This is a genomic window from Enterococcus sp. BWT-B8, assembly GCF_020567625.1.
Taxonomy (GTDB): Bacteria; Bacillota; Bacilli; order Lactobacillales; family Enterococcaceae; genus Enterococcus_L.
The window spans coordinates 127,564-149,849 of record NZ_JAJDJV010000007.1; the positions used below are offsets into that span (position 1 = coordinate 127,564).

Genomic DNA, 22,286 nt, shown 5'->3' on the forward strand with positions numbered 1-22,286 from the left:
GATAATCGACAATGCCTCTTTTGATTTTATTCTGTTCCCTAATATTTCGATTCAAGCTCTCAATCAGCCAAGTACAGAAAATATGCTGTTCCTTCTATCTAACCCAGCCAATTGAGCTGAGCGGTTTATAGCGGAACGTAACCACACCTTCTATTGAAAACTTGCTGACTAACCCAAACTCTCTGCTATCACTTGAGTTATTTCTGTTATCGCCCAGTACAAAGTAGAATTCATCTGGAATTTTATCAAATTTAGACAACTGTACCACCGTTTCCGGAGAAATGGATACTTTTATAGTACCATCTGGAAGCTCGTTGGCAGCATTTAAAACAACCCCTTCAGGAACCCCTTCCGTCTGATTAATAAACAAGTCGGAGCCTTCAATCCAGATTGCATCTCCCGGCATCCCAATTACGCGTTTTACGTATTGAAAATTACTGTCAACCGGCGGATCAAATGTAATAATCTCATAGCGGTTTGGCGTTTTCGTTCGTTTCGCAATCACCTTGTCTCCACTCTGTAAAGTCGGATTCATTGAATCACCATCAACTATATGCGGAGAAGTATTAAAAATAAAAATAAAAACAATGGTTGCCATGATAATGACCGGAACAACAAACTTAATGATTTCAATAATCTGTTCCTTCTGTTTTTTCTTTTTCCTAAACTCAATTTCTTGTTTTGTAAGCTTTCTTTTTCGTTTCCTTTTGGGAGGCGTTTTGCGCTCAATATCTGTCGGTCTTCTCTTCTTACTATTTTTTGAAACAACGGGTTGTTGTTCTTTTAACTCTTTCTGCTCAACCGCTGGTTTTCTCTTTTTCAATGCTGCAGTTTCTCTCTGAACAGTTGGTCTCTCTTTAATTGTTTCTATATTCTGATTTTTTTTGATCAGCGGGCGTTTCAATTTGGGCATATTCTCAGTTGATTCTTCCTTGCCCCTCATCTTTTTTAGTTTTTCTATAAACTCGTCCATGTAGCACCTCAATTTACACTCTTATCTTAATAAGAATAACAAAACGCAGCGCAATTTACCATAAGAAAAGCTGAAAAAGAGTTTTCGGATTTTACCAAACCGAAAACTCTTTTTCTTCTTATTATTTTGACAGTACTAATTCCTGGCCTTCAATAATTACAGCACTACTCAGCTGATTGGTAATCATCAAATCCTGTACAGATACTCCAGTAGTCTGGCTGATCTCCCAAAGTGTTTCACCTGACTGAACCGTATAAATATTTGCCGGATCCACTGGTATATTTTCTACTTCTGGTTCAGGCTCTACAACTACCGGTATCTGTTCAACAGGTGCACTGCTTTCATTTGAAGTTTCATCAGTTGATGTCACAGAAGTCATTGTAACTTCTCCTTTGGGCTCTTCTGTAGAAGATGCCGCTGTTTCATCAGGTGTTGAGCCCTCAATAAGAGTTGAATTCATTAAATAGGCAGAAACTCCAATGATTCCAGCTGAAAGGAGTGACAGCAACATCATTCTATTTCTATTCTTCCCCATATCGAACTCTCCTTATCTTTTATTAGTTTCCTGTTTTATCCAAACGGGAAAGTTTGCTCAGGCGCTCTTCCAGTTCACGATAAACGCTCATAATTTCATTTTTGGATTCTTCTACTTCATTAGAAATATTTTTCGCACGATTTCCAATGTTCAGCATTTCCAATTCAGCTGAATTAATCATATGTTTTGCTTCAACTTGAGCTTCGCTAATAATTCTGTTTGCTTCTTTCTTCGCTGAAACCATTACTTCCCCGATTTCCTGTTGAGATTTCAGTGCATCTTCCTGTAATGACTGATTTTTCAGCAGTAAATCATTGATTTGTTGTTTCGCCTGCAGCAATTCAGCAAGCTGCTCGCCTTTTGCTTCTCCAGCTGCTCCACCGCTTTGAAGAACATTCAATTCTGATTTAACAGATTCAAGTTCTTCTTCTTTTTGTTTATAACTTTCTCTCAAGGTTGCAACTTCTGCTTCAAAAACATTCTTTTGAATTGCATGTTTGTCGTTTAATGCCTGAATGCGTCCAAGAGTTACTTCTAATTCACTTTTCTCTTTAAGAACAGCTTCAAGTTCTTTCTTCAATTCTTCAATATGCCCGTTTGTTCCTACAGATGTGCTGTCAGCAGACAAAGAAATTGCTTTGTCATTTAAGCGACTGTTTTCTTCCTGTAATTGAGCAAGCTGCTGTTGAAGATCGGCAATTTTTTGTGTAAGCGCCTGTTTCTCGTCTTCACTTTTATGAAGTTTTTTATTTAATTCTTCTAATTCCATTTTTACCGTCTCCAATGCTTCTTGTTTTTCTGTTGTACTTCCACGGGATAATAAATCAGCATTCAGCTGCTTGATCTCCTGTTCTTTTTCAGTAATTCGTGTATCTAGTTCTTTATTTTTAACCAACAGTTCTGCTTCCAGACTGCTGATCTGCTGCTGCGCTTCTTCATTGTCGCGCTGAAGCTGCTGAACCTGATTTCTCAATGTTTGAACTTCTTCTGAAGCCCCTTGTGTCTGAGCATCTTTTAACTCGCTGATCTCAGCTTCTTTCTGATTCAGAAGCATCTCCAGTTCATCATTTCTGTCAGTGAGTTTTTCAAGTTCCTTCTGATCATTTTCAACTTTGAATGTCAACTGTTTATTCTGTTGGGACAGACGGAAATTCTCGTCTCTTTCCTGCTCAAATTCCGCTTCCTGTAAGCGATACTCTTCCAACAATTCTCTTAAATGTTTAATTTCCTGATCTTGCTTTTCCAACTGTTCATTGGAAGCTGCGGAATGTCTGCTCTCTGTACCTTCATTTTCTGTTTCAAACGTTTCCTGTGCCAATTCTTCATCAGACACTTCGTTAATCTTTTTAATTAACCGTCTTTTTGCCATGTATTACACCTCATCTAAATATTTCGTTATTTACTAAGCTCTATCCTTTTTAGTCCCTGACCCTCTGAATCATCTTGAGCATACACGATTGATTGTTTCGTTAATGTATTTGTTTCGTCACGATATGTAAAATTAAAATCTATCATCTTTATTTCAGGTACTGCTCCCAGTTCCTCCACAAACTTCTCCACATTTTTCTTAGCAGTCTGGAAATCTGTATTCGCCAGCGAAGAGGAGAAAACTGAGATAGTAAGTGTTTTAGTTGTCTGACTTCTAACGATCGTTACACTTACCTCACCCAAAAAGGGTTTCCAGTCTCTTGACAGTTGCAGCTCATAATTTGTCAGAGCTGCAGCATCACGACTTTCTACAACTGTTCCCCAAGGAAATTCAGCCAGTTTCAAGCTGCCTGTCTTATAATCTTCCACCAGACCACCTGCACTGCCTGTCTCCTTTTCCAATACTGCCACATCTGATTTTAGGGATTCATTGTCCTGCTGTAAAAGATACTGCTGATACAATATTCCCAGTAAAACAAATGAAATGAAAATCATTGCAATAACAAGAGAAACAACCAGACGACTGTTTTCCTGTTGTCTGTACACATTAATTTTTTTCTGCATTTTTGAATTTTCTGAATTCAGCTGATTTAAGTTCACTCTCTTGTACAACTCATAACTGAAGAAAGCCAACATAGCGATTACCAAAATTCCTATAACAATTATGACCAAATAAAAAACCCCTTTATACCGTAATAAAAACACTGATGAATAATTTCTTGAAGTTATCTATTTTCTACCCAATTATACATAATCCATTGTAACATTACCTTTTGCTCTTGCCAACTTTTTTTTGTGCTCCTGTAAAACTGTTTTAGAGAGCTGTAATTATGTGTTATTGCAGCAATTTATCAAAAAGAAAAAACATGTGTTTTGTTTGGCTTTTTAACTATGTATCACAATAAATTGGTATGTCATTCATATTTGTTATATTTGGTATGTTCCTACCGATTCTTCCGGTTCTGATTCAATGATGCCTACACTAATTCCCAAAGCTCTGTCTACAGCAGACATTAATTGCGAATTCAAGTGGCAGACTTTTTCCTTCAGTCTTACCTTATCGATTGTTCTAATCTGTTCCAGTAAAATTACTGAGTCTCTTTCAATGCCGGTCTCTTCTGAATTGATTCCTATGTGTGTAGGTAATTTGGGCTTAGCCATTTTCGCTGTTACAGCTGCCACAATAATGGTTGGGCTAAAATGATTTCCCAGATTATTCTGAATAACCAAGACGGGACGTATACCGCCTTGTTCAGAACCAACAACAGGAGAGAGGTCAGCAAAATAAATATCCCCACGTTTGACCATGTTGTCCTCCCTATTTATATTCCCTTGGTATGCGTTGAGAAAATGTACAGGCTACTTCATAATGAATTGTCGAAAGATGTTCGGCAACCATCTGCAACGTAACCGTTTCCCCGCTATTTTCACCTACCAGTGTTACTTTTGTGCCCTCCGGTACCCATTCTTTCAGAAGCAGCATACACTGATCCATGCACACTCTTCCTACGATTTCACACTTTTTCCCATTCACTAAAACACTAAACCCCTGCATATGTCTCAGCCAGCCATCCGCATAACCAATTGGAATCGTTCCGATCCATTCATTTTCCGCAGCTGTATATGTTTTGCCATATCCTATCCCTGTACCAGCTTCAACTTCCTTGACTTGAATCAACGATGTTTCCAAACTTAGTGCCGGTTTTAAAAAATAGGTATCTTCCAGTTTGCTCCCTGATGGATTCAAACCATACATGGCGATCCCAAAGCGGATCATGTTTCCTGGGCTTTCCGGATGCCACAATGCAGCTGCACTGTTTTCGCTGTGAATATATCGCGGCTGTTCAGGCAGCTTCTCTATAAGCTCCCGAAATTTTGTTTCCTGCTCCTTAAAATAGGATACATCTGCTTCATCTGCAGTGGAAAAATGAGTAAAAATGCCCTCCCACTCCATTAAAGGATTCTCTCTGACTATTTCAACAGCCTCCAGAGTTTCTTCAAGAGAAGTGAAGCCTATTCTGCCCATCCCTGTATCCGATTTTATATGTATCTTCAAGGAAACTCCTGCATTAAGCTTATTAAGTTGCGCTGCAGCTTCTACCAACCATTTTTTTGTAGCAACTGTTACGGATAAATCATATTTTAACAATAAATCTATGTACATTGGATCTACAGTTCCCAAAATCAAAATAGGTTCTGTCAATCCGGCTTCCCGGAGCTCCAGTCCTTCATCCAGCAACGCAACACAAAAGCCGGAAGCACCACCTTTTTTTGCACTGTATGCAGTCTCTACAGCTCCATGCCCGTATCCATCAGCCTTAACAACAGCAAAAAGCTCTCTTCCTTTAGGAAGTCTTGCCACTTCGTTTGCTACATTTTCTATAATTGACTGTGTATCAATCAGTAATCTGGTGGGGCGATGATGCCCAGTAACCATTGCGTCTCCTCCTTTTAAATCAATTGTTCCCATTGTCATTCTTCCAGAATGATTTGTGCAATTGCCAGTGAGTCCGTATGGGAAATGGATACAAAAACTTTTCCCATGTGAGGCGATTTTGTCACCTCCGGAGCCCCGCTGCTGTTGCTCAGTATTTCTATTTCCTGAAAACCAACGCCGCTGATTCCAGTCCCCCAAGCTTTTGAAAAAGCTTCCTTACAGCAAAAGCGGCCACCCAAAAATTCTATCTGACGATTTTGTGAAAGTTGTTGAAACATCAAACGTTCATTTTCAGTCAGGACTCGTTTGATAAATGAAGATTGCTTTTGAATAATCCGCTCAATCCTGGAAAGCTCAACAATATCAATTCCTATCCCCTTTATCATAATCTGCCTCGCATTTCAAATCAATAAATTATATTTATTCTATCAAATTTCAGTCATTTTTCCTACTAGTAAGAACAAAGAAAAAGATCTGTCTTAATAAAAAAATATCAGGCTGTGAACAACACCTTAAATGGTCGTTGTCTGCAGCCTGATATGTATCTTTACATTTAGTTATTTCCTTTTTCGCGAATCACAAAGCCTCTGCTCTTGTCATTACTGCGCTTGGAAGAATAATTTTTCTTTCCTTTGTTGTAACTTCCGTTACCGCTGCTGCTGCCGCCGCTGTTTTTATTATTCTTTCCACGATATTGAGAAGAACGTCCATCTTTACGCTGACGATTACCTCCGCTGCTGTATCGTTTATTTTTATTAAAGCCGCCGCTTTTCGGTGAAGGAAGTGGACGCTCAGGTGTTATTTTCACCGGCACAGCATCTTCCGGATCTTTAGAGATTGTTTTAAGCAGCAACGCTGCCAAATCCTGCGCAGAATATTTTTCCAGCAGTACTTCAGCAGAAGCCAGATACTTGTCCAGCCCATTTTGCTCTAACTTTTCTCCTACAGATTCCATTGCAAGTCCTAATTTACCATGAAACGCTTCTTTTTCTGTGGGCGGTCTCAATGGAGACATTCTCTTTTTCGTCAAAGATTCAATGACATGCAGATAGCCCATTTCATTTGGTGTAACAAATGTTACTGACATCCCGCCTTTACCCGCACGACCGGTTCTGCCGATACGGTGTACGTAGCTCTCAGGGTCCTGAGGAATATCGTAGTTGTAAACGTGAGTAACCCCGGAAATATCTAATCCGCGGGCTGCCACATCAGTAGCCACCAGAATATCCAAGTTGCCGTTTTTAAATGAACGTAAAACACTCATTCTTTTTTGCTGAGACAAATCCCCATGGATTCCTTCTGCTTTGTAGCCTCGTGCTTCCAAGCCTCGTGCAAGCTCATCCACTCTTCGTTTTGTCCGCCCGAAAACAATTGTAAGATCTGGAGACTGAACATCCAGCAGTCTTGTCATTACATCAAATTTCTCATAATCTTTTGATCGCACATAAAATTGATCAATCAGATCAGCAGTCATTTCTTTTGCTTTAATTTTCACATGTTCCGGATCTCTCATGAACTTCACGCCGATATTCTTGATAGCCGGCGGCATTGTTGCTGAAAACAGCAAGGTCTGACGTTCACTTGGAACCTGCGAAATAATTTTTTCTATATCTTCCAAAAATCCCATATTGAGCATTTCATCTGCTTCATCCAGTACCAGTAATTCAACTGTACCTAATTTCAGTGTTCGACGATTGATATGATCAATAAGTCTTCCGGGGGTTCCTACCACAATATGCGGATTGTCTTTCAACCCTTTGATCTGACGACCAATATCTGCTCCTCCGTAAACAGCTTGAACACGAATCTTTTTATCCCGTCCAAGACGGAACAATTCTTCCTGAGTCTGGATAGCCAGTTCTCTTGTAGGTGCAACAACCAGTCCCTGCAGTATGCGTTTGCCTGCATCAATTTTTTCAAGCATTGGCAGACCAAAAGCCGCCGTTTTCCCTGTACCTGTTTGTGCCTGACCAATAACGTCTTTTCCTTGTAATCCCAAAGGAATTGTTTCTGCCTGGATCGGTGTTGCTTCTTCAAAGCCTGAACGCTCAATAGCAGATAATAGTGTAGATGATAAACCAAGTTCGTTAAATTTCAATGTGATCCTCCTAATTTCTTATTCTTTGAGGGCATTCCCTCTGTTACTAAACATTTCAATGAGTCAATAAACTCGGCCGCACAGTTTGCTCTGTTGAACAGGTACCGACCATTCACTGCTGAGGCATCCGCTCTGTTTATTCTGAAATAAACTATATGTTTTCATCAAACCATCTTATTAACTCTATCGAAAAATCCAATCGTATGAAGATTGACAACAGAAAAGCCAAACGGAAACGTTCAGCTCTTCAAGTTTTATATAGATAATACGGACAGTCTTTGTCTGTCACCTATTCCAATTCAAATCTTCTGACAACAGTTTATTTTAGCACAATTATTACTTTTCAGCAAGTTTTATGAAAACTAGTTTTCATTTAACAAAGCTGTCACCACTTCCGATAACCCCATCCCGTTACTTCCTTTTAATACAACCATATCCAGTGGAGTCAGAATAGATTTTAGCGATCGAATCATGCTGTCCTTTTCATTTTTTGGATAGTAATGAATTTTTTTCCCGTATCTCGGTTCCAACGCTCTATACAGATCATACATTTCACTACCGTATAAAAAGACTTCTGCAATTTCTTCCGGATTTAAATACTCGCCGACAGAGCGATGCATTTCTTTTGATTCAGGTCCCAGCTCCAGCATATCCCCCAATACTGCTACACGCTTGCCGCCACTGTTGATCGGCATTTGTCTAAAATTATCAACGACCAGTTTCATGGCAGTTGGATTGGCATTGTAAACATCACTTAAGATTTCAAGTCCGTTCATACTTTTTAACCATTCTGTTCGATTCTTCGTTAAATTAAAACTTTTTAGACCTGCTTGTATTTCTGAATAGGAAAGCCCAAACCAGCGCCCAATTCCAATAGCAATTAACGCATTGGTCACATTGTAATTACCCGGAAGCGGAATACTGAAAACCTCCTCAGAACCTGAAACTTTAAATATTGTCTGTTCTTTTCCTGTTTCTATTGTTTCCCCCTGATAGAAAGCATCGGCGGACCAGCCAAATTTTTCCACAGTCTGAGTCAGATTAGCAGTTAAATCCTCCAGCAGCGGTTCCTCATTAGGAACCATCAAAAGTCCATCAGTTTTCAAGCCTTCTACAATTTCCATTTTGGCTGCTGCAATTCCCTCCCTTGAACCTAAATGTTCAATGTGAGCCTCTCCAATCATCGTAATCGCTGCAACATCCGGTTGCGCCAATTTGGACAGAAAACGAACTTCTCCGGCATGATCCATACCCATTTCCAGAATAAGTTTCTCAGTATCATCAGGCATATGGAGAATTGTATAGGGCAGACCAATCTCATTATTGTAATTTCCTTGTGTTTTGTAAGTCTGAAATTTCTGAGACAAAACTGCCTCTGTCATGTCTTTTGTTGTCGTCTTCCCATTGCTGCCGGTAATGCCGATAACTGAAGGCGCAAGCTTCTTTAAATAATATATTGCCAACTGCTGCATTGCTTCCAGTGTATCCGAAACTTCAATAATTCCAAGACCCTCAGGTGCTTTTTCATTACTGCTCCAAAATGCAGCAACAGCTCCATTGGCAACTGCCTGATCTGCAAATAAATGTCCATCATTAGTTCCTGAAAGCGGCACGAAAAGATTCCCTTCCTTAATCAGACGACTGTCAAACTCAATACCTGTTATCGGAAGATCTTCCCATTGCTGCCAGTTATTTTCCCCATGCGTTGCTTCAGCTATTTCCCAAAAACTAAGTTTCATCGGTCATTCTCCTTTTCTTTTATAAGAGAGTCTGAAAATCTAAGCTTCATACTCCGGCACAGCATATGAATCATTCTAAAAATCAGCATTTGCAAATTGTTTTTTCAAAAAAATAATACAAGGAGCCGCTTCAGCTCCTTGTACAGCCTTACTTTATAGATGCCAAACAGTTGCTGAAAGAGATCTGAACAGAAGGATTCAGCTTCAAACACCGTGTAGCGATCATGCATCATCTACTCTGACAAGTCAATCGTAGTGATTTATGACAAATAAGAAGGGATTCATGAAAATGACAAGAAAGCTCATAGGTACTAAATGCTCTTCGAGTCCCTGCAAAAGTACCTGTGTATGACCTAAGCTGTGATACGTGTCCTACGAGGAAACATCTATTTTATATAAAATAGTGATTCTCAACAATTTCGACCTATTATCAAAGAGTCTGCTTCTGTTCCGCCATTTATTCAAATTTTTTTGAATGTCATTTGAATGTTATAAGTTTGGAGCTTCGTTATGGACCAAACTCAATCAATTTCCGTACAAGCTTTGATGCTGCTTATAACGATTCAAGGCCAGTTGAATCAGCTCTTCTATCAGATCACTGTATTTTAGTCCCATATTTTCCCATAGTAAAGGGTACATACTGAACTGTGTAAAGCCCGGCATCGTGTTCAGCTCATTAAGGAATAATTCATTTTTACTTGTTAAAAAGAAGTCACATCGGCTTAAACCGCTGCCGTCTAAAATCTGATAGGCCTTTTTCGCATACTTTTGTGCTTCCTGATGAACCTCATCCGGAATCTCTGCCGGAATCTGCATAGTTATTTTATTATCAATATATTTAGAATTATAATCGTAAAAATCAACGTCTTTTACGATTTCTCCTGCCATGGTTGTCCGTACATCTTCATTTCCTAAAATAGCCACTTCGATTTCTCTTGCCTCAATTCCCTGTTCAACAATAGCCCGAGAATCATACTTATACGCCTCTTTCAACGCATTTTGAAGTTCTACTCGGTTCTCCGCTTTAGAAATTCCCACGCTGGAACCCATATTTGCCGGTTTAATGAACATTGGATAAATCAGTGATCCTTCGCATTGTTCAAAAATATGTTTTGGATTCTCTTTCCATTGATTAGCCAGAACAGGCACAAATGGTACTTGAGGAATTCCTGCTGTCTGAAGAAGATATTTAGTCATAATTTTATCCATGGCAGTGGCGCTGGCTAAAACACCGGCACCGACATAAGGAATATCCATTGTTTCCAAAAATCCCTGAATCGTTCCATCCTCGCCGTTCGGTCCATGAAGTACCGGAAAGACAATACTGTCCTCTTCTTTAATATCACAGGGCATAATCACTTCTCCGGTAAAATTATCCTCTTCTGAGACACCTCCATGTGGGTTCCAAGACAGATGCAAGACTGCTTCGTCTTCAGGAGCTTCTGTTAAAAGCGGACCTTTTACCCATTGACCTTCCTTACTGATATAGACCAGCTGAACTTGATAATAATTATAATAAACTGCATTTAAAACAGAAAAAGCGGATAAAATAGATACATCGTGCTCTTCACTTTTTCCTCCGTATAACAATACAATCTTCAAATGCTTTTCCTCCTATTTTCCCATCTATTACTATGTATTCCATTAGCCAAATTCTTTTTCATTATTTTAGCATAAAAATGATTTTTGTAATAGAATCAATTCAAATTCATTACGCCAGCATTACAATTGCCGGCTAGATTGGTTTGGACTGTTTGTCCAACTCTCTTCGAATAACTTCCCTCAGCTTTTCTCTAAATTTTTCCCGATCCTGTGCTGTAAAAGGCTTTGGTCCTTTTGTTCGACCTCCGCTTTTTCTAACTTTTGCACTAAAATACCGCTGTTCCAACAGCTGATCAATGGAATCAAGGGTATACTCCTTACCCAGCTGATGCAGAACCGCTGCACCTTTGGGAAGAGCCAGTGAGGCAAGTCCATAATCCTGAGTAACCAAAAGATCGCCTCTTTTAATGAGTTCAAGGATGCGATAATCTGCGGAATCAGCACCTTTATCCACATACATAAATGAAACGCCTTTCGGATATTCCTTTTGAGAATAATGATCAATACTTGTTACAACCACTATTTCCAATTCTTTCGAAAGTCCGATAGAGATTGTATCTTCTTTTACCGGCGATCCATCTCCGTCAATGAATATCTTCATACTTCAGCCTCCTGTCTTCTTTCCTGCCTGAAACTATCTTACATACCAGGAAGGATGTCGTCTCAAGAAAATAGACACCTCTTCTGAAATCGCTTCTCTGACAATTTTATACAGCTCTGGATTTCGTATCTTCTGTCTGACTGTCCCTGCATATCTGGGCCGCTGCTTTATTTTAATAGAAAGTACAAAATCAAAACGTTCAGGAAAATTTTCAACCGTCATGATTTTCATCCGGCTGGTTTCTCCTAAAAACTGATTCATTCCGTCTACTGCTCCCTGAATAAATCCATCCAAATGTGTTCCCCCATCTGCAGGCAGGTGACTGTTGACAAAACTGTCTCTGATGCTTGCTGACGGATTCTTTGAAATAACTGCCTGAATCAAAACATCTTCTCTTGAGGTCCTTATAATTAAAGGTTTTCGGCCTCTAGTCAGACTGTTGTCTTTTTGAAAAATATATTCAACAAGCCCCTGCTGATAATGGAGTATATTTTTCTGATCTTTTCCATCTGTCAATGTAATCATTAAACCGCTGTGAAGCATTGCCAGCTGCTGACAACGATTAAATAGAATAAAGTAAGAAAATTGCTGTGTACCAAAATACGCCGGATTCGGTGTAAATGCCAATTCAAGTCGATATTCTTCTCCTTTGGAAGAAAGAGACGCCTCTTTTACTACTGCAGCCTGTTGATAAATACGAATCTCCCGCTTTTTTGGCGTCTGCATACTGATCCCCACCTGCTCAGAGAGTGCCAGCATGATTTGCAGGAACAGATACGGAGAAGAAGACTGTTCGTTTTTTTGTCCAAACAGCCACTTCCGCTTGCTGGAAAATGACAAAAGAATCTGTTCACCAGAAAGCTCGATCGCCAATTGCGACACTTCCGGTGCTCCTGCCATCCCCAATAAATAATCAAGGAGCTGAATCATCATGCTTTCCAAGCCGGAAAGACCGAGTGCACCAATATACATCCCCGGACGCTTGCGGATGTTGTCTATAACTTTTTCATTTTGCAAAGCAATCCAAAAATCTTCGGGCATCTTATTTCCTCCTGTATTACACTTTGAATCTATCTCTCTCATTATAATGAAAAAAGAACTGAAACGAAAGTAACTTATCAACTTTCGTTTCAGTCTATCAGTCTATCCTACTTATCGAATCAAATCAACTGCAGGATATTCCATCATATGTTCGACTTGCTTTCGGGTTGTCAGCGGAACATCCCCCTGAATCGTGTGGGCAAGTACTCCATTTGCAGTAGCGAATTCTACCGTCTTTGCCAACGGCCATTTTTCTGTGTAGCCAAGAAGCACTCCTGCGGCGTAGCCGTCACCTGCACCAATTCGATCCAGATTGATGATCTCTCTTGCTTCTGCCTGCTGATACTCGCCCTCTGAAAATAAAAATCCGGAAAGGTAAGACTTCTCATCTTTTCTAGTTCTAAAAGTTCCTGCAAATTGTTCAACAGCATATCGTTTCATAAATCTTCTGACTAGTTCCGGAAACTGTTCTGGAGACGGCAAATCCAAATCTACAGTCATTCCCAGCAAATCAGTCAGATCTCTCTGACTTCCGAACACAATATCACAATAAGGCAGCATTCGTTCATATTGTTCTCTCATAAATGCATTCTCATTATTTTGGTTCAAACTGGGGCGGAAGTTAAAATCAAAACAGATTTTTTTCCCCTGCGCATGTGCTTTTTCTGCTAGAGAAAAGGCTGCAGCTCTTGTTTGATCCGTTAAGCTCAAAGAAATGCCGCAAATGTGAACCAAATCCGTATCTTCCAGAAACTCCTCAAACGGATAAGCGAAATCATCACTGACACCAAAAGAACTGCTGTGTCGGTTTTGATAGGTCACTTGTGTTGCACGCGGTCCAAAGCCCATTTCTGCAAAATAGGAACCGATATGATTGCCGCATTGACCAATCCATCTATCACTGATTCCCAACTGACGCATACTTGCTTTTGCCGCTTCACCCAAACGGTTATCCGGAAGATTAGTAATCAGACTCGTTTTACAGCCAAAATGGGCAAGGTTGCTTAAAATATTTACACCGCTTCCTGTAAAGTCCATTCTCAGTTCTTTTGTCTGCTCCAGCATTAAATATTCGGGCGGAGTCAAACGCATCATCACTTCTCCAAAAGCTGAAATTTTCATTGTCTTGTCCTGCCTGTCCATTTATTTAAAATTAGATTTTATGTTTATTTTAATGTATTCTTCATCATTTGCAGCAGTAAACGTACATCTTCCGGTTTTGTATCCCCGGTTTCCTTATCAATAATTGAGCTGTAAACATGCGGAATAATTTTCTTAACACCAGCATCTACTGCAATTTGGACGATTTCTTCAAAGTTTTCCAAGTCGATTCCTCCGGTTGGTTCCAGATAGAAATCATATTTTGCACAGGCTTCTGCAACTGCTTTATATTCTTCTTTATGTGCCAGCCCTTTCATAGGAAAATACTTGATTGAGCTGCCGCCCATATCCTGCAAAAGTTTGATGGCTGTTTCAATCTGAACTTCTCCTGCAGGCGCCTGTGAGCTTAGGGGACCTGTTGCGATATTAACATAGCCTACTTTTCCTGTGGGTGAAACCAATCCATTAATCACGGTATCATTTTGTCCAAGCAGCGCCCGGGAAGTCCCAACTCCGGTAAATACCTGATTGACATGCTGAGGCTGTAAATCTTTGGAAATACGTGAAACCATCTGACTTTGATTCGGGTCTCCTGCGCCAAGTCCCACAGAAAGCGCGTTATTTGTTGCATCTGCGTATTTTTTCATATCCTCAATTGCAGCTTCATCTGTTGCATAGTTTTTAGACAGTACACCAAGAATAACGTGTCCCTCGGCTGCTTCATAACAGGCCTTTGCATTTTCTACTGAGTTTGCTAAAACATTTAAACATAAACGATCTTCTAAATAATTTGGTGTTAATGACATTCTGTAAACCCCTTCTGTATATAATTTAATACGATATTCTTCATAATAACATAGCTAAAGCCGTTTTTATTTCATAATTTCTGTCAGGCGGACAGTGATCTTATCCATTTCTTCCTTATTAACAGAACGGATATCAAACTCAATGATTCCGTTATTTGCCTGATATTCTCTAGTGTAGATTGCCGGATTCTCTGTCTTCAGCTCACGAATCACTTCTTTGGCCGTTTTATTTCCAGAAACTTTTATGCTTGCTCGATAGATATCTCTCCCTGCACTGTCCTGTACAACTTTTGCATCTATATTGGAAATATTATTCAAATCAGTGATAAAAGGAGCCAGACGATCCTTCATCGAATCACCGGATTCACTGCCGTTCTTCAAATAGTCTTCCACAGCCTGAGTAAACCCTAGAATGTTGTCCTTGCCGATTTTCATTGCGCGGCCAATCCCTTTTCCTTGAAGACGAATCCATTCAATGTATTCCTTTTTTCCGACAACCATTCCGGCACTTGGACCTTCAATCGCTTTCGCCCCGCTGTAAATAACCAGATCAGCTCCTGCCTCGATATATTTAAACAAATCTTCTTCTGCAGCAGCATCAACAATCAGCGGCAATTGATGTTTATGGGCAATCTCTGCTGCTTCAGCCGGACTTAGCATGCTTTTTTGAACTGTATGGTGACTTTTAATATATAAGACAGCTGCCGTCTCTTCAGTAATCATCATTTCAATATGTTCCGGTGTACACATATTTGCATACCCAGCTTCAACCAGCTCGCCGCCTCCCTGAGCAATCATCACTTCAACAGGTGTTCCATAATCGACATTATGCCCTTTCGGAATAATAATTTCCCGTCGGCTGATACGATCTGTATAAGGATGGTACGCATGATAAATGGAACCTTGACCAATCAGAGCCGACACACTTTGAGCAATCCCCGCAGAGGCAGAGGAAACAATTTGAGCATCTTCAACCTTCAGCAGCTCAGCAAGATAGCTCCCTGTTTGAATACTTAATTCGCTCATTTCAAAGAAGTGCTCTCCGCCAAATTTCTGAGCTGCCAAAACATTTTCAGATACCTTTGAAACTCCAAGGACAGTCATTCGTCCGGAAGCATTGATCACTTCTTTTAGATTAAACTTTTCATAACTGATTGTCATAAACAACACCTCCGATAATTGTTTTTACAGGTTTAATCAGCTCTGCTGCTTCTCTGGTAAAGCCATTTGAGTCTGTCAGTAATTTGCTGCCTTCTTCTATAGTAAAAATGGTAAGATCAGCATCGTAACCAGTTACCAAATGACCTTTTCTTTTCAGATGGAAGCTCTCAGCTGGGGCTGCCGTCACTTTATTAATAATCTCCGACCACTCATAACCTGCAACACGCAGTTTTTCCATTGTTGTGGCCAGATCGTAAACCGGTCCGTTTTCCCTATTGCGGATGTAAATATCTGTACTGATAGTTTTTGCCTTTATTCCTTCTTTAAGTGCTGTTTCAGCGACAGTAAAATTAAAGCTGTCAGTTCCGTGACCAATATCAAAAACGATCCCTTTATTATACGCTGCTGTGGCAAAATCTTTTATCTTGCCCTTTTCTGAATCCAAAATACCGTTGGCTTTTCCATTAAAACAATGCGTTAGAATATCGCCGGCAGACATATGCTCCAGAATATCATCTAATTCAGGAGGGGCAGAACCGATATGAACCATTAACGGTACATTATTATTCTCTTTCTGGATTTCCTTTGCAAGCTCAAGCGGCTTGATTCCATTCTCACCAATCACCGTTTTGCTCATTCGAGCTTTTATACCAATCACAAAATCAGACAGATCAGTTAATGTTTTCTTTACCAGCTCTTTCTGAATCTTTGTAAGATCTGCCAGCTCATCCTGTTCGACAATTCCCCATTTGGATATGTTTACAAGTGCGTAAACGTTGGTTTTTGCCTGAACAGCTAAATCATGAAATTCATGAATGTTTTCTGCACCGGTTGTTCCGGCATCGATCACAGTAGTTACACCCTTTTTCACTCCGATTTCATCTGGAAAGTCATAATACAGTGTCATCTTTTCAAAGCAATGGACATGATCATCGATCCAGCCGGGAGAAATAAAAGACTCTCCTTTTAAATCAATCTGTTCCTTACTTTCACCCTCAACAAAAACACCGGTTTCAGCGATCTTTCCGTCAAGTATTGCAATATCAATTGTTTGTCCACCAATTAATTTTCCATTTTTTATCAGTAAATCATAGACCATATAGTCCCCCTACTTTTCTTTTAATCTAAATTTTGTCCAAGGCTTTATATAGTCCAGCAAGACCTGTTCCTCGGCAATGATACTGCCGACCTTGTTCTTTCTTGTATCTTTATGCGGCTGCAATACAAGCTGCAGCTCATTCTTGTATTTTCCAAATGCATCATTTCCGATAACAATATCGCCAACGCTGAATTCCTGATTATTATCATGCGCAGAATTCTTTTCCTGACTATATTTCTTACGAACTTCTGTCGAGCGAGCCATCAGCGCTGTGATATCTCCTCGGCGAAAATGCTGTTCATCCAATACAATTGTTTTTTCTACAGGATTCACGGCATCTGTAAACTCAACACATAATTCCAGCTGATAGCGATTCAAATTGCCTAATACTTCGAGCTCTTCATCTGATGCATAGGCATTTCCTATGATAACATCATCAATCAGCCCTGTAGCAAATAAGTGCTTGGCCTGAACCTCCACCGGCAAATGACGGTGACTCTCAAGTGTCGGCAAGCCATCATTGATATCCCACGGTCCAATGCTCCCTGACTGAGAAGTAATAAAGGCTGCAGTACGAATGCCCTTTTCTTTAAAACGGATACTGCATTTTTCAAAGAAATCATAAGGCAGAGCCGTACCTTCCTGAGGATAAAAATTGTGACAGCCGTACAAAAAGGGCTTATTTGCTTCATAGGTCAAAATATTATCCAAGTAGGCAACATCATTACTCATATTCAATTCTATCGCCAAATTATATGGATTGAAAGTTAGTTTCGCTTCTTTATTTCCATCAAAGCCAACATCCAGACGGATTCCGTCTGCTCCAAGCTCATGGAAAAAGGATAAATCATCATAAGAGATTTCCAGCTCATCAAATAAAGAGGGAACAACATCCAGTATGGTCTCAAAGCCAAGGTTTTTCGCATAACTGATTAAATGCTGAAACTTTTGTTTGACTGTGTCTTTCCCATCCGTTACCTCCAGCATACTCATAAAAATTCTGGTAAATCCGTATTCTGCTGCTTTCTTTAAATAAGCTTTATCCTGTTCCATATCACTATGATCCGGATATACTGAAACTCCCAGTGCTCTTTTCATATTCTTTTGCCACGCTCCATCTTGTCAAATTTATCTCGATTTTTCCATGATACCAAAGATCCAAAGAAAATAGTGGTCGTTCCTACAATCAATATCGGCTGTCCTGCTATAATACCCAGAACAATTGCCAAAGAAATTCCGCCTATTGAATACAAGCAAAGTGTTCTCAATCGGACACTTGTCAGTTTTTCAGGCAGCAGCTTTTTCTCCAGCACAGCCTGTACAATAACAAAAAAAAGAATGAACCATACCCACATCGCTTACTCCTCCTATAGCAGTGTTTGTTAGCGCCTTTTATCTAAAATGAAAGAGAGATGAGCCCGGAACATATGCACGTACCAGGCTCATTTACTATCTCTATAACAGAATAATGGACGTTGCTGAAACATCGAGTCTACAAAAGACTGTCATAACCTTATCCTGCCCGCTTCCCTTTTTACAAATTCTTTTTATGCTGCTTCTTCCAGTTCCAATTCTTTATCAAGCTGCTGCTTTTCATAAACTTTAAAGAATGGATAGTAGATAGCCAGTGTAATGACAAAGTTGATACAAACCAGAATCGCTGACATGACACTGTAATCTGTACTCAGCCATGCAGCAATTGGTGCCGGTAAAGTAAAGGCCAGACGAACAGCCATCATTGGAACGACGTTCGTAATTGTTAAAAAGTAAGATAATGTAGTTGTTACCAATGGAGCCACAATAAACGGTATCCCGATAATTGGATTCATTACAATCGGTGTCCCGAAAATAACTGGTTCATTGATGTTGAAAATTCCTGGAAGCAGGGATAGTCGACCCAAGCTTTTTAGGTACTCTGATTTTGAAAAGACCATTAAAAGAACTAACGCCAGTGTCGTTCCCGCACCGCCAATCCAAACGAACCATTGTAAAAACTGTTCCGTAAAGATATTAGGCAGTTCATCTGCACTTATACCATTTAGAAATGCCTCATTATTTTCAACAATTGACATATCCCAGAATGGGCGGATAACCGGTCCCATAATTGCCGGACCATGAATCCCAAGAACCCAGAAGAAACAAATTAGGAAAACTGTTAGAAGTCCTCCAAACAAACTGTTTCCTGCCAGAACACCTTTTAATGGCATCAGCAGATTACTTAAGAATCCGTTTAAGTCAAAGCCGATAATATGGCGCAGTCCCCAGAACAACAACAAGATAACAGTGCCTGGAATTAACGCCACAAATGAATTTGATACTTCCGGCGGTACACCCTCAGGCATTTTAATCGTAATATCTCTTGAAACAAAGAAGCGGTAAATTTCCACCGTCAGCAACGCTGCGACAATTGCTCCAAACAGAGAAGCTGCTCCCATGTTTGCCAAATTAATGTACCGACCGGCATTAATAACATCTGGAACATCCTCAAATACTCTTGTTGGAGGAGCAGCCGTCACCAAGAAAGCAACCAATGCCAAAATGCCGCACATCAGTGAGTCAAGTTTATAACTTTGCGCTAAAGATGATGCAATCCCAAAAGTAGCATATAGAGCCAGAATTCCCATAGTATATCGGGAAGGAATATCCATTACAGCTGAATAAGGTGCAATAAATTCCATGTACGAATCAATAGGAATATTTTGAAACAGCGTAAAAAACGACCCCACGATTGTTAAGGGCATTGTTGCAATCAACCCTTTTCTAATTGCCACCATGTGCTTTTGCGAGCCAAATTTATTGGCTACAGGCATCAGGTGCTGTTCCATCCACAATACAAATCCATTCATTTTAAACTTCCTCCGTTCAATTAAAGATTATAACGTTATTATAAATCATTGCGGATTTATAATAACATAGTTCTATACTAATGTAAACGGATTTTTCACTATTTTATGAATAGAGTTTCTACTTATTACTACGGCAATTCTACTGGAAAGAATGCTCCGAAAATCATCGCTCCAAGTATTGCCCCGCCTGCAATCGGTTTTTTCCATGCATAGAAAATCAATGCTCCGATCGTCGAACCGATACCAATGGGGATTGAAGCACCAGCTGCACTTAAAATGATTAGCGGACCAAGGAAGCGGCCAGCCGCATTTCCTGCTCCCATCATAATATCTGCTCCAAATGTGGAATTCGCCTGATTAATCGTAAATTTACGAATCAGAATAATAACACCGCCAACTAATAGTCCCAGCACAGCTCCGGTAATCAAGGACAACGCAAAATTATCAATTGGCGCTGTAATATTCATACTCAATAAAATAGCTGGTACGCCAATACCAATTCCTGTCAGAATTGAACCGCCCAAATCTAAAATCCCTACCAGCGAGCCTTCCAAAATACGTGCAAACAGGAAGCTGGCTCCAAACGCTGCCGCAGCTCCATAAGAATCTCCGTCAAGCCCAGCCTTCAGCATTGCCACGATCGATACTTCATTAAAAGCCCCTACACCATGGACCACATACATATGTGTACCTGCAAATACTGCAGCTGCCATCAAACCAACTAAAATCGGAAAAGACCAGTCAGCATACCAGAAGCTTTTTGCTTTCAATGATTCTTGAATCTCTATCTCTTCCTGAGACCATTCTTGTTTCTCTTTTACATCCATACCTTGCTTCCTCCTTACTTAAATCAGTTTATTTTACAGTAAATACATCATGCAGATTATTCAGCCAGTTTGGTACTTCCAGCTTAAAGCTCTCAATCATCTGCATATCAAATCCACGGAAAAAGCCGCTGAAAATAAACAGGAGAATAATTGCAGCCATCATAGCTTTCGTCATCTTGGACCAGCCCAGCTCATCGACGCCTTTACCAATTAGAATTCCCAGAACTACACCGGGCACTGCATTTCCCATAACCAGCTGAGAAAGTCCGCCAAATAATGTTCCCCAAAAACCTGTACGTTTACCTGCATCTAAAGCTGCCAGCCAAAACAATACCGGCATCACTGTATTTATTAAAATAGTTGCAGCCGGAACCAGAACAGCCACTGCGGTTACTTGAAGAGATGGCGGTATAGCTGCAGCTGTACTGTTTAAAAAAGCTACAGTTATAATTCCCGCAATCATTCCTGTAATCCCCATTTTTTTAGGATCATGCATCGTTTTTGTGACATCTTTATCTTTGACCAATAATGCAGCAGCTGCCCAGTTCGGAATGATTCGATGTGTGACATCCTGAGTAAATGCACCTGCCCCCACAGCAGAAGCCCACGCATTAAAGAAAAAGCCCAACCCAAAAGAAAAATGGGAAGCTGGATCTCCCTCTGCTGCATTCATTTCTCCTAATGTTCTAAATGCACCCAACCCCTGAGTTTGAGGAGCATGAAACATTCTCGCCGCTCCGGTCCCAGCCGCAAAGCCAAGTAACCCGCCAATAATAACTGATTTAAATAGAATAATAATTAAATCCACTTACCTGTTCCTCCTGCCCTAATTAAATTTTCCTTGATGTAAACGGAATCGTTACACCATTCGGATCTTCTGAATCCACTTTTGTAAAAACGATATCAGCTGCTTCAATCAAACTGATTTCTACCTCAACCATTAACTCTACTTCATAATTTGTTCGTTTTCTCGGAAAGAAGAAGAACAGAAATCGTTCAGTGTACTCTTTCTCTTTTGCAGACAGAACAGCAATATTTGTCGGTTCGATTCGAATCAGTACATCTTCTGAATCTTTAAGAACTTTTTTCGAAACACTGCTCAATGCACTGGCAAATGCGGTGACTTTACTGTCTCCTTTTCCTGTTACCTGTACGATCTGTGACATCTTTTTAGTTAGTCCCATTCCTCTTCCTCCTCGTGCATTTTTTAGACATCTGATATACAGTTAATCTGCTTCTGTATTAAGCATTCATTGCTATTCTCCATGTTTCTTAATGAATGCTTCTGTCAGTCTTTTTCCAAGTTCTTCCTGATCCATGAATCCAAAACCAAGAACTGTTTTCCCATCATTGATTGCTGTAATCCCCTCCTCAATCGAACGCATCCCATGTCGCTCCGGATAGCCATATTTCGTTGCCGCAGTTAAAGCTCCTGCCCCGCCGCTCCCACAAAAGGAAATACCCATATCCGCATTTTCCTGCTGCATCACATCACCTAAACGCATATCTGCACCCATTCCCGGTACAACTACCGCACGTCCGCCGGCAGCTTCGACACCTTTCGCTACATTTTGTCCTTTTCCTAAACGATCTGCAATTACTACTGTTATCATCCTATTTCCTCCTAAAATTATTAGATTTACTCAACTGAATTTTGTTTAGCTGTTTCAAAATGAATGGATAAAACATACATTTCATCAATCATCAGATTCCCAATACTTTTTACCAGCTCACCAGCTATAGACAGTGCTTCACTCGATACTTCCGCAAACAGCTCCGGATCAATACCTGTCATTTTCTCACCTGCTTTCGAACGCTTAATCATTTCATTTATGTGATTGATTAAAACCGTCCACTGTAAATCGGTGGGAACAATCCCGTTCGCTTCCAGAAGCTGATTTGCCTGTTCAATCATTTCAGTCAGTTCCGCCTGATATTCAGAATCATTGATGATTTTTTTTGCCTCTTCAGTTAAATTCATAGCCTCACACC

At 40.1% G+C, this 22,286-nt stretch carries 24 protein-coding genes; all 24 read right to left on the reverse strand.

The window, feature by feature from the left end:
- Window positions 1-94: 94 nt before the first annotated feature.
- Window positions 95-973 carry a signal peptidase I gene (gene lepB / locus LI951_RS08480; protein WP_229441867.1) on the reverse strand — a complete coding sequence of 293 codons (879 nt, stop codon included), beginning with the start codon at window positions 971-973 and terminating at the stop codon, window positions 95-97.
- 121 nt (window positions 974-1,094) lie between these two features.
- The gene (locus LI951_RS08485) at window positions 1,095-1,508 is read right to left on the reverse strand and encodes a LysM peptidoglycan-binding domain-containing protein (RefSeq protein ID WP_229441868.1); all 414 of its coding nucleotides are present in this window, start codon (window positions 1,506-1,508) and stop codon (window positions 1,095-1,097) included.
- 22 nt (window positions 1,509-1,530) lie between these two features.
- Window positions 1,531-2,877 carry a hypothetical protein gene (locus tag LI951_RS08490; RefSeq protein ID WP_229441869.1) on the reverse strand — a complete coding sequence of 449 codons (1,347 nt, stop codon included), beginning with the start codon at window positions 2,875-2,877 and terminating at the stop codon, window positions 1,531-1,533.
- Between the two features lie 26 nt (window positions 2,878-2,903).
- Complete coding sequence (locus tag LI951_RS08495; protein ID WP_229441870.1) at window positions 2,904-3,608, reverse strand: hypothetical protein; 705 nt, start codon at window positions 3,606-3,608, stop codon at window positions 2,904-2,906.
- A 255-nt stretch (window positions 3,609-3,863) separates the two neighbouring features.
- A complete protein-coding gene (locus LI951_RS08500) occupies window positions 3,864-4,244 on the reverse strand; it encodes a type II toxin-antitoxin system PemK/MazF family toxin (RefSeq protein WP_229441871.1) in 381 nt (126 codons plus the stop codon).
- Between the two features lie 10 nt (window positions 4,245-4,254).
- Window positions 4,255-5,373, reverse strand: coding sequence for an alanine racemase (gene alr, locus LI951_RS08505; protein ID WP_229441893.1), 1,119 nt, complete (start codon window positions 5,371-5,373; stop codon window positions 4,255-4,257).
- A 35-nt stretch (window positions 5,374-5,408) separates the two neighbouring features.
- Window positions 5,409-5,759 (reverse strand): holo-ACP synthase, encoded by a 351-nt coding sequence (gene acpS, locus LI951_RS08510; protein ID WP_202064071.1) that lies wholly within the window; start codon window positions 5,757-5,759, stop codon window positions 5,409-5,411.
- Window positions 5,760-5,926: 167 nt separating this feature from the next.
- Window positions 5,927-7,471, reverse strand: a complete 1,545-nt coding sequence (gene cshA / locus LI951_RS08515; RefSeq protein WP_229441872.1) for a degradosome RNA helicase CshA — start codon at window positions 7,469-7,471, stop codon at window positions 5,927-5,929.
- Window positions 7,472-7,833: 362 nt separating this feature from the next.
- The gene (locus tag LI951_RS08520) at window positions 7,834-9,210 is read right to left on the reverse strand and encodes a UDP-N-acetylmuramoyl-tripeptide--D-alanyl-D-alanine ligase (RefSeq protein ID WP_229441873.1); all 1,377 of its coding nucleotides are present in this window, start codon (window positions 9,208-9,210) and stop codon (window positions 7,834-7,836) included.
- 525 nt (window positions 9,211-9,735) lie between these two features.
- Window positions 9,736-10,812, reverse strand: coding sequence for a D-alanine--D-alanine ligase (locus tag LI951_RS08525; RefSeq protein WP_202064068.1), 1,077 nt, complete (start codon window positions 10,810-10,812; stop codon window positions 9,736-9,738).
- 133 nt (window positions 10,813-10,945) lie between these two features.
- The gene (locus LI951_RS08530) at window positions 10,946-11,413 is read right to left on the reverse strand and encodes a YaiI/YqxD family protein (RefSeq protein ID WP_229441874.1); all 468 of its coding nucleotides are present in this window, start codon (window positions 11,411-11,413) and stop codon (window positions 10,946-10,948) included.
- 33 nt (window positions 11,414-11,446) lie between these two features.
- Complete coding sequence (locus tag LI951_RS08535; RefSeq protein WP_202064065.1) at window positions 11,447-12,454, reverse strand: hypothetical protein; 1,008 nt, start codon at window positions 12,452-12,454, stop codon at window positions 11,447-11,449.
- 111 nt (window positions 12,455-12,565) lie between these two features.
- A complete protein-coding gene (locus tag LI951_RS08540; RefSeq protein ID WP_229441875.1) occupies window positions 12,566-13,576 on the reverse strand; it encodes a sugar kinase in 1,011 nt (336 codons plus the stop codon).
- Window positions 13,577-13,620: 44 nt separating this feature from the next.
- Window positions 13,621-14,361 carry a 2-dehydro-3-deoxy-phosphogluconate aldolase gene (gene dagF, locus LI951_RS08545; protein WP_229441876.1) on the reverse strand — a complete coding sequence of 247 codons (741 nt, stop codon included), beginning with the start codon at window positions 14,359-14,361 and terminating at the stop codon, window positions 13,621-13,623.
- 66 nt (window positions 14,362-14,427) lie between these two features.
- Window positions 14,428-15,522: a DgaE family pyridoxal phosphate-dependent ammonia lyase gene (locus tag LI951_RS08550; RefSeq protein ID WP_202064062.1), complete on the reverse strand. Its 1,095-nt coding sequence runs from the start codon at window positions 15,520-15,522 to the stop codon at window positions 14,428-14,430.
- The gene (locus LI951_RS08555; RefSeq protein WP_229441877.1) at window positions 15,506-16,621 is read right to left on the reverse strand and encodes an amidohydrolase/deacetylase family metallohydrolase; all 1,116 of its coding nucleotides are present in this window, start codon (window positions 16,619-16,621) and stop codon (window positions 15,506-15,508) included. The genes LI951_RS08550 and LI951_RS08555 overlap by 17 nt, the downstream gene beginning before the upstream one ends.
- A gap of 9 nt (window positions 16,622-16,630) precedes the next feature.
- Window positions 16,631-17,719, reverse strand: coding sequence for a DUF871 domain-containing protein (locus tag LI951_RS08560; RefSeq protein WP_229441878.1), 1,089 nt, complete (start codon window positions 17,717-17,719; stop codon window positions 16,631-16,633).
- The gene (locus tag LI951_RS08565) at window positions 17,716-17,976 is read right to left on the reverse strand and encodes a hypothetical protein (RefSeq protein ID WP_202064059.1); all 261 of its coding nucleotides are present in this window, start codon (window positions 17,974-17,976) and stop codon (window positions 17,716-17,718) included. Before LI951_RS08565 ends, LI951_RS08560 begins: the two co-directional genes overlap by 4 nt.
- Window positions 17,977-18,168: 192 nt before the next feature.
- On the reverse strand, window positions 18,169-19,467 hold the full coding sequence (locus tag LI951_RS08570; RefSeq protein WP_229441879.1) for a PTS sugar transporter subunit IIC: 1,299 nt from the start codon (window positions 19,465-19,467) through the stop codon (window positions 18,169-18,171).
- 128 nt (window positions 19,468-19,595) lie between these two features.
- Entirely contained in the window at window positions 19,596-20,294 is a 699-nt protein-coding gene (locus tag LI951_RS08575; protein WP_202064056.1) for a DUF4310 family protein, read from the reverse strand.
- A gap of 28 nt (window positions 20,295-20,322) precedes the next feature.
- Window positions 20,323-21,102 (reverse strand): DUF4311 domain-containing protein, encoded by a 780-nt coding sequence (locus tag LI951_RS08580; protein ID WP_202064054.1) that lies wholly within the window; start codon window positions 21,100-21,102, stop codon window positions 20,323-20,325.
- Window positions 21,103-21,124: 22 nt separating this feature from the next.
- A complete protein-coding gene (locus LI951_RS08585) occupies window positions 21,125-21,478 on the reverse strand; it encodes a DUF4312 family protein (RefSeq protein ID WP_202064052.1) in 354 nt (117 codons plus the stop codon).
- Window positions 21,479-21,550: 72 nt separating this feature from the next.
- Window positions 21,551-21,907: a glycine-rich SFCGS family protein gene (locus tag LI951_RS08590; RefSeq protein WP_202064050.1), complete on the reverse strand. Its 357-nt coding sequence runs from the start codon at window positions 21,905-21,907 to the stop codon at window positions 21,551-21,553.
- Window positions 21,908-21,933: 26 nt separating this feature from the next.
- Complete coding sequence (locus LI951_RS08595; protein ID WP_202064048.1) at window positions 21,934-22,275, reverse strand: PRD domain-containing protein; 342 nt, start codon at window positions 22,273-22,275, stop codon at window positions 21,934-21,936.
- Window positions 22,276-22,286 lie beyond the last annotated feature (11 nt).

Bases quoted from the DNA above. Each gene is read 5' to 3' on its own strand.
- LI951_RS08485 (WP_229441868.1), bottom strand. From the start codon at position 1,508: ATGGGGAAGAATAGAAATAGAATGATGTTGCTGTCACTCCTTTCAGCT.
- LI951_RS08520 (WP_229441873.1), bottom strand. From the start codon at position 9,210: ATGAAACTTAGTTTTTGGGAAATAGCTGAAGCAACGCATGGGGAAAAT.
- LI951_RS08550 (WP_202064062.1), bottom strand. From the start codon at position 15,522: ATGACAATCAGTTATGAAAAGTTTAATCTAAAAGAAGTGATCAATGCT.
- dagF (WP_229441876.1), bottom strand. From the start codon at position 14,361: ATGTCATTAACACCAAATTATTTAGAAGATCGTTTATGTTTAAATGTT.
- LI951_RS08500 (WP_229441871.1), bottom strand. From the start codon at position 4,244: ATGGTCAAACGTGGGGATATTTATTTTGCTGACCTCTCTCCTGTTGTT.
- LI951_RS08560 (WP_229441878.1), bottom strand. From the start codon at position 17,719: ATGAAAAGAGCACTGGGAGTTTCAGTATATCCGGATCATAGTGATATG.
- LI951_RS08565 (WP_202064059.1), bottom strand. From the start codon at position 17,976: ATGTGGGTATGGTTCATTCTTTTTTTTGTTATTGTACAGGCTGTGCTG.
- LI951_RS08535 (WP_202064065.1), bottom strand. From the start codon at position 12,454: ATGCCCGAAGATTTTTGGATTGCTTTGCAAAATGAAAAAGTTATAGAC.
- LI951_RS08490 (WP_229441869.1), bottom strand. From the start codon at position 2,877: ATGGCAAAAAGACGGTTAATTAAAAAGATTAACGAAGTGTCTGATGAA.
- acpS (WP_202064071.1), bottom strand. From the start codon at position 5,759: ATGATAAAGGGGATAGGAATTGATATTGTTGAGCTTTCCAGGATTGAG.
- LI951_RS08570 (WP_229441879.1), bottom strand. From the start codon at position 19,467: ATGAATGGATTTGTATTGTGGATGGAACAGCACCTGATGCCTGTAGCC.
- LI951_RS08555 (WP_229441877.1), bottom strand. From the start codon at position 16,621: ATGGTCTATGATTTACTGATAAAAAATGGAAAATTAATTGGTGGACAA.
- lepB (WP_229441867.1), bottom strand. From the start codon at position 973: ATGGACGAGTTTATAGAAAAACTAAAAAAGATGAGGGGCAAGGAAGAA.
- LI951_RS08595 (WP_202064048.1), bottom strand. From the start codon at position 22,275: ATGAATTTAACTGAAGAGGCAAAAAAAATCATCAATGATTCTGAATAT.
- LI951_RS08590 (WP_202064050.1), bottom strand. From the start codon at position 21,907: ATGATAACAGTAGTAATTGCAGATCGTTTAGGAAAAGGACAAAATGTA.
- LI951_RS08585 (WP_202064052.1), bottom strand. From the start codon at position 21,478: ATGGGACTAACTAAAAAGATGTCACAGATCGTACAGGTAACAGGAAAA.
- alr (WP_229441893.1), bottom strand. From the start codon at position 5,373: ATGGTTACTGGGCATCATCGCCCCACCAGATTACTGATTGATACACAG.
- LI951_RS08540 (WP_229441875.1), bottom strand. From the start codon at position 13,576: ATGAAAATTTCAGCTTTTGGAGAAGTGATGATGCGTTTGACTCCGCCC.
- LI951_RS08530 (WP_229441874.1), bottom strand. From the start codon at position 11,413: ATGAAGATATTCATTGACGGAGATGGATCGCCGGTAAAAGAAGATACA.
- LI951_RS08575 (WP_202064056.1), bottom strand. From the start codon at position 20,294: ATGGATGTAAAAGAGAAACAAGAATGGTCTCAGGAAGAGATAGAGATT.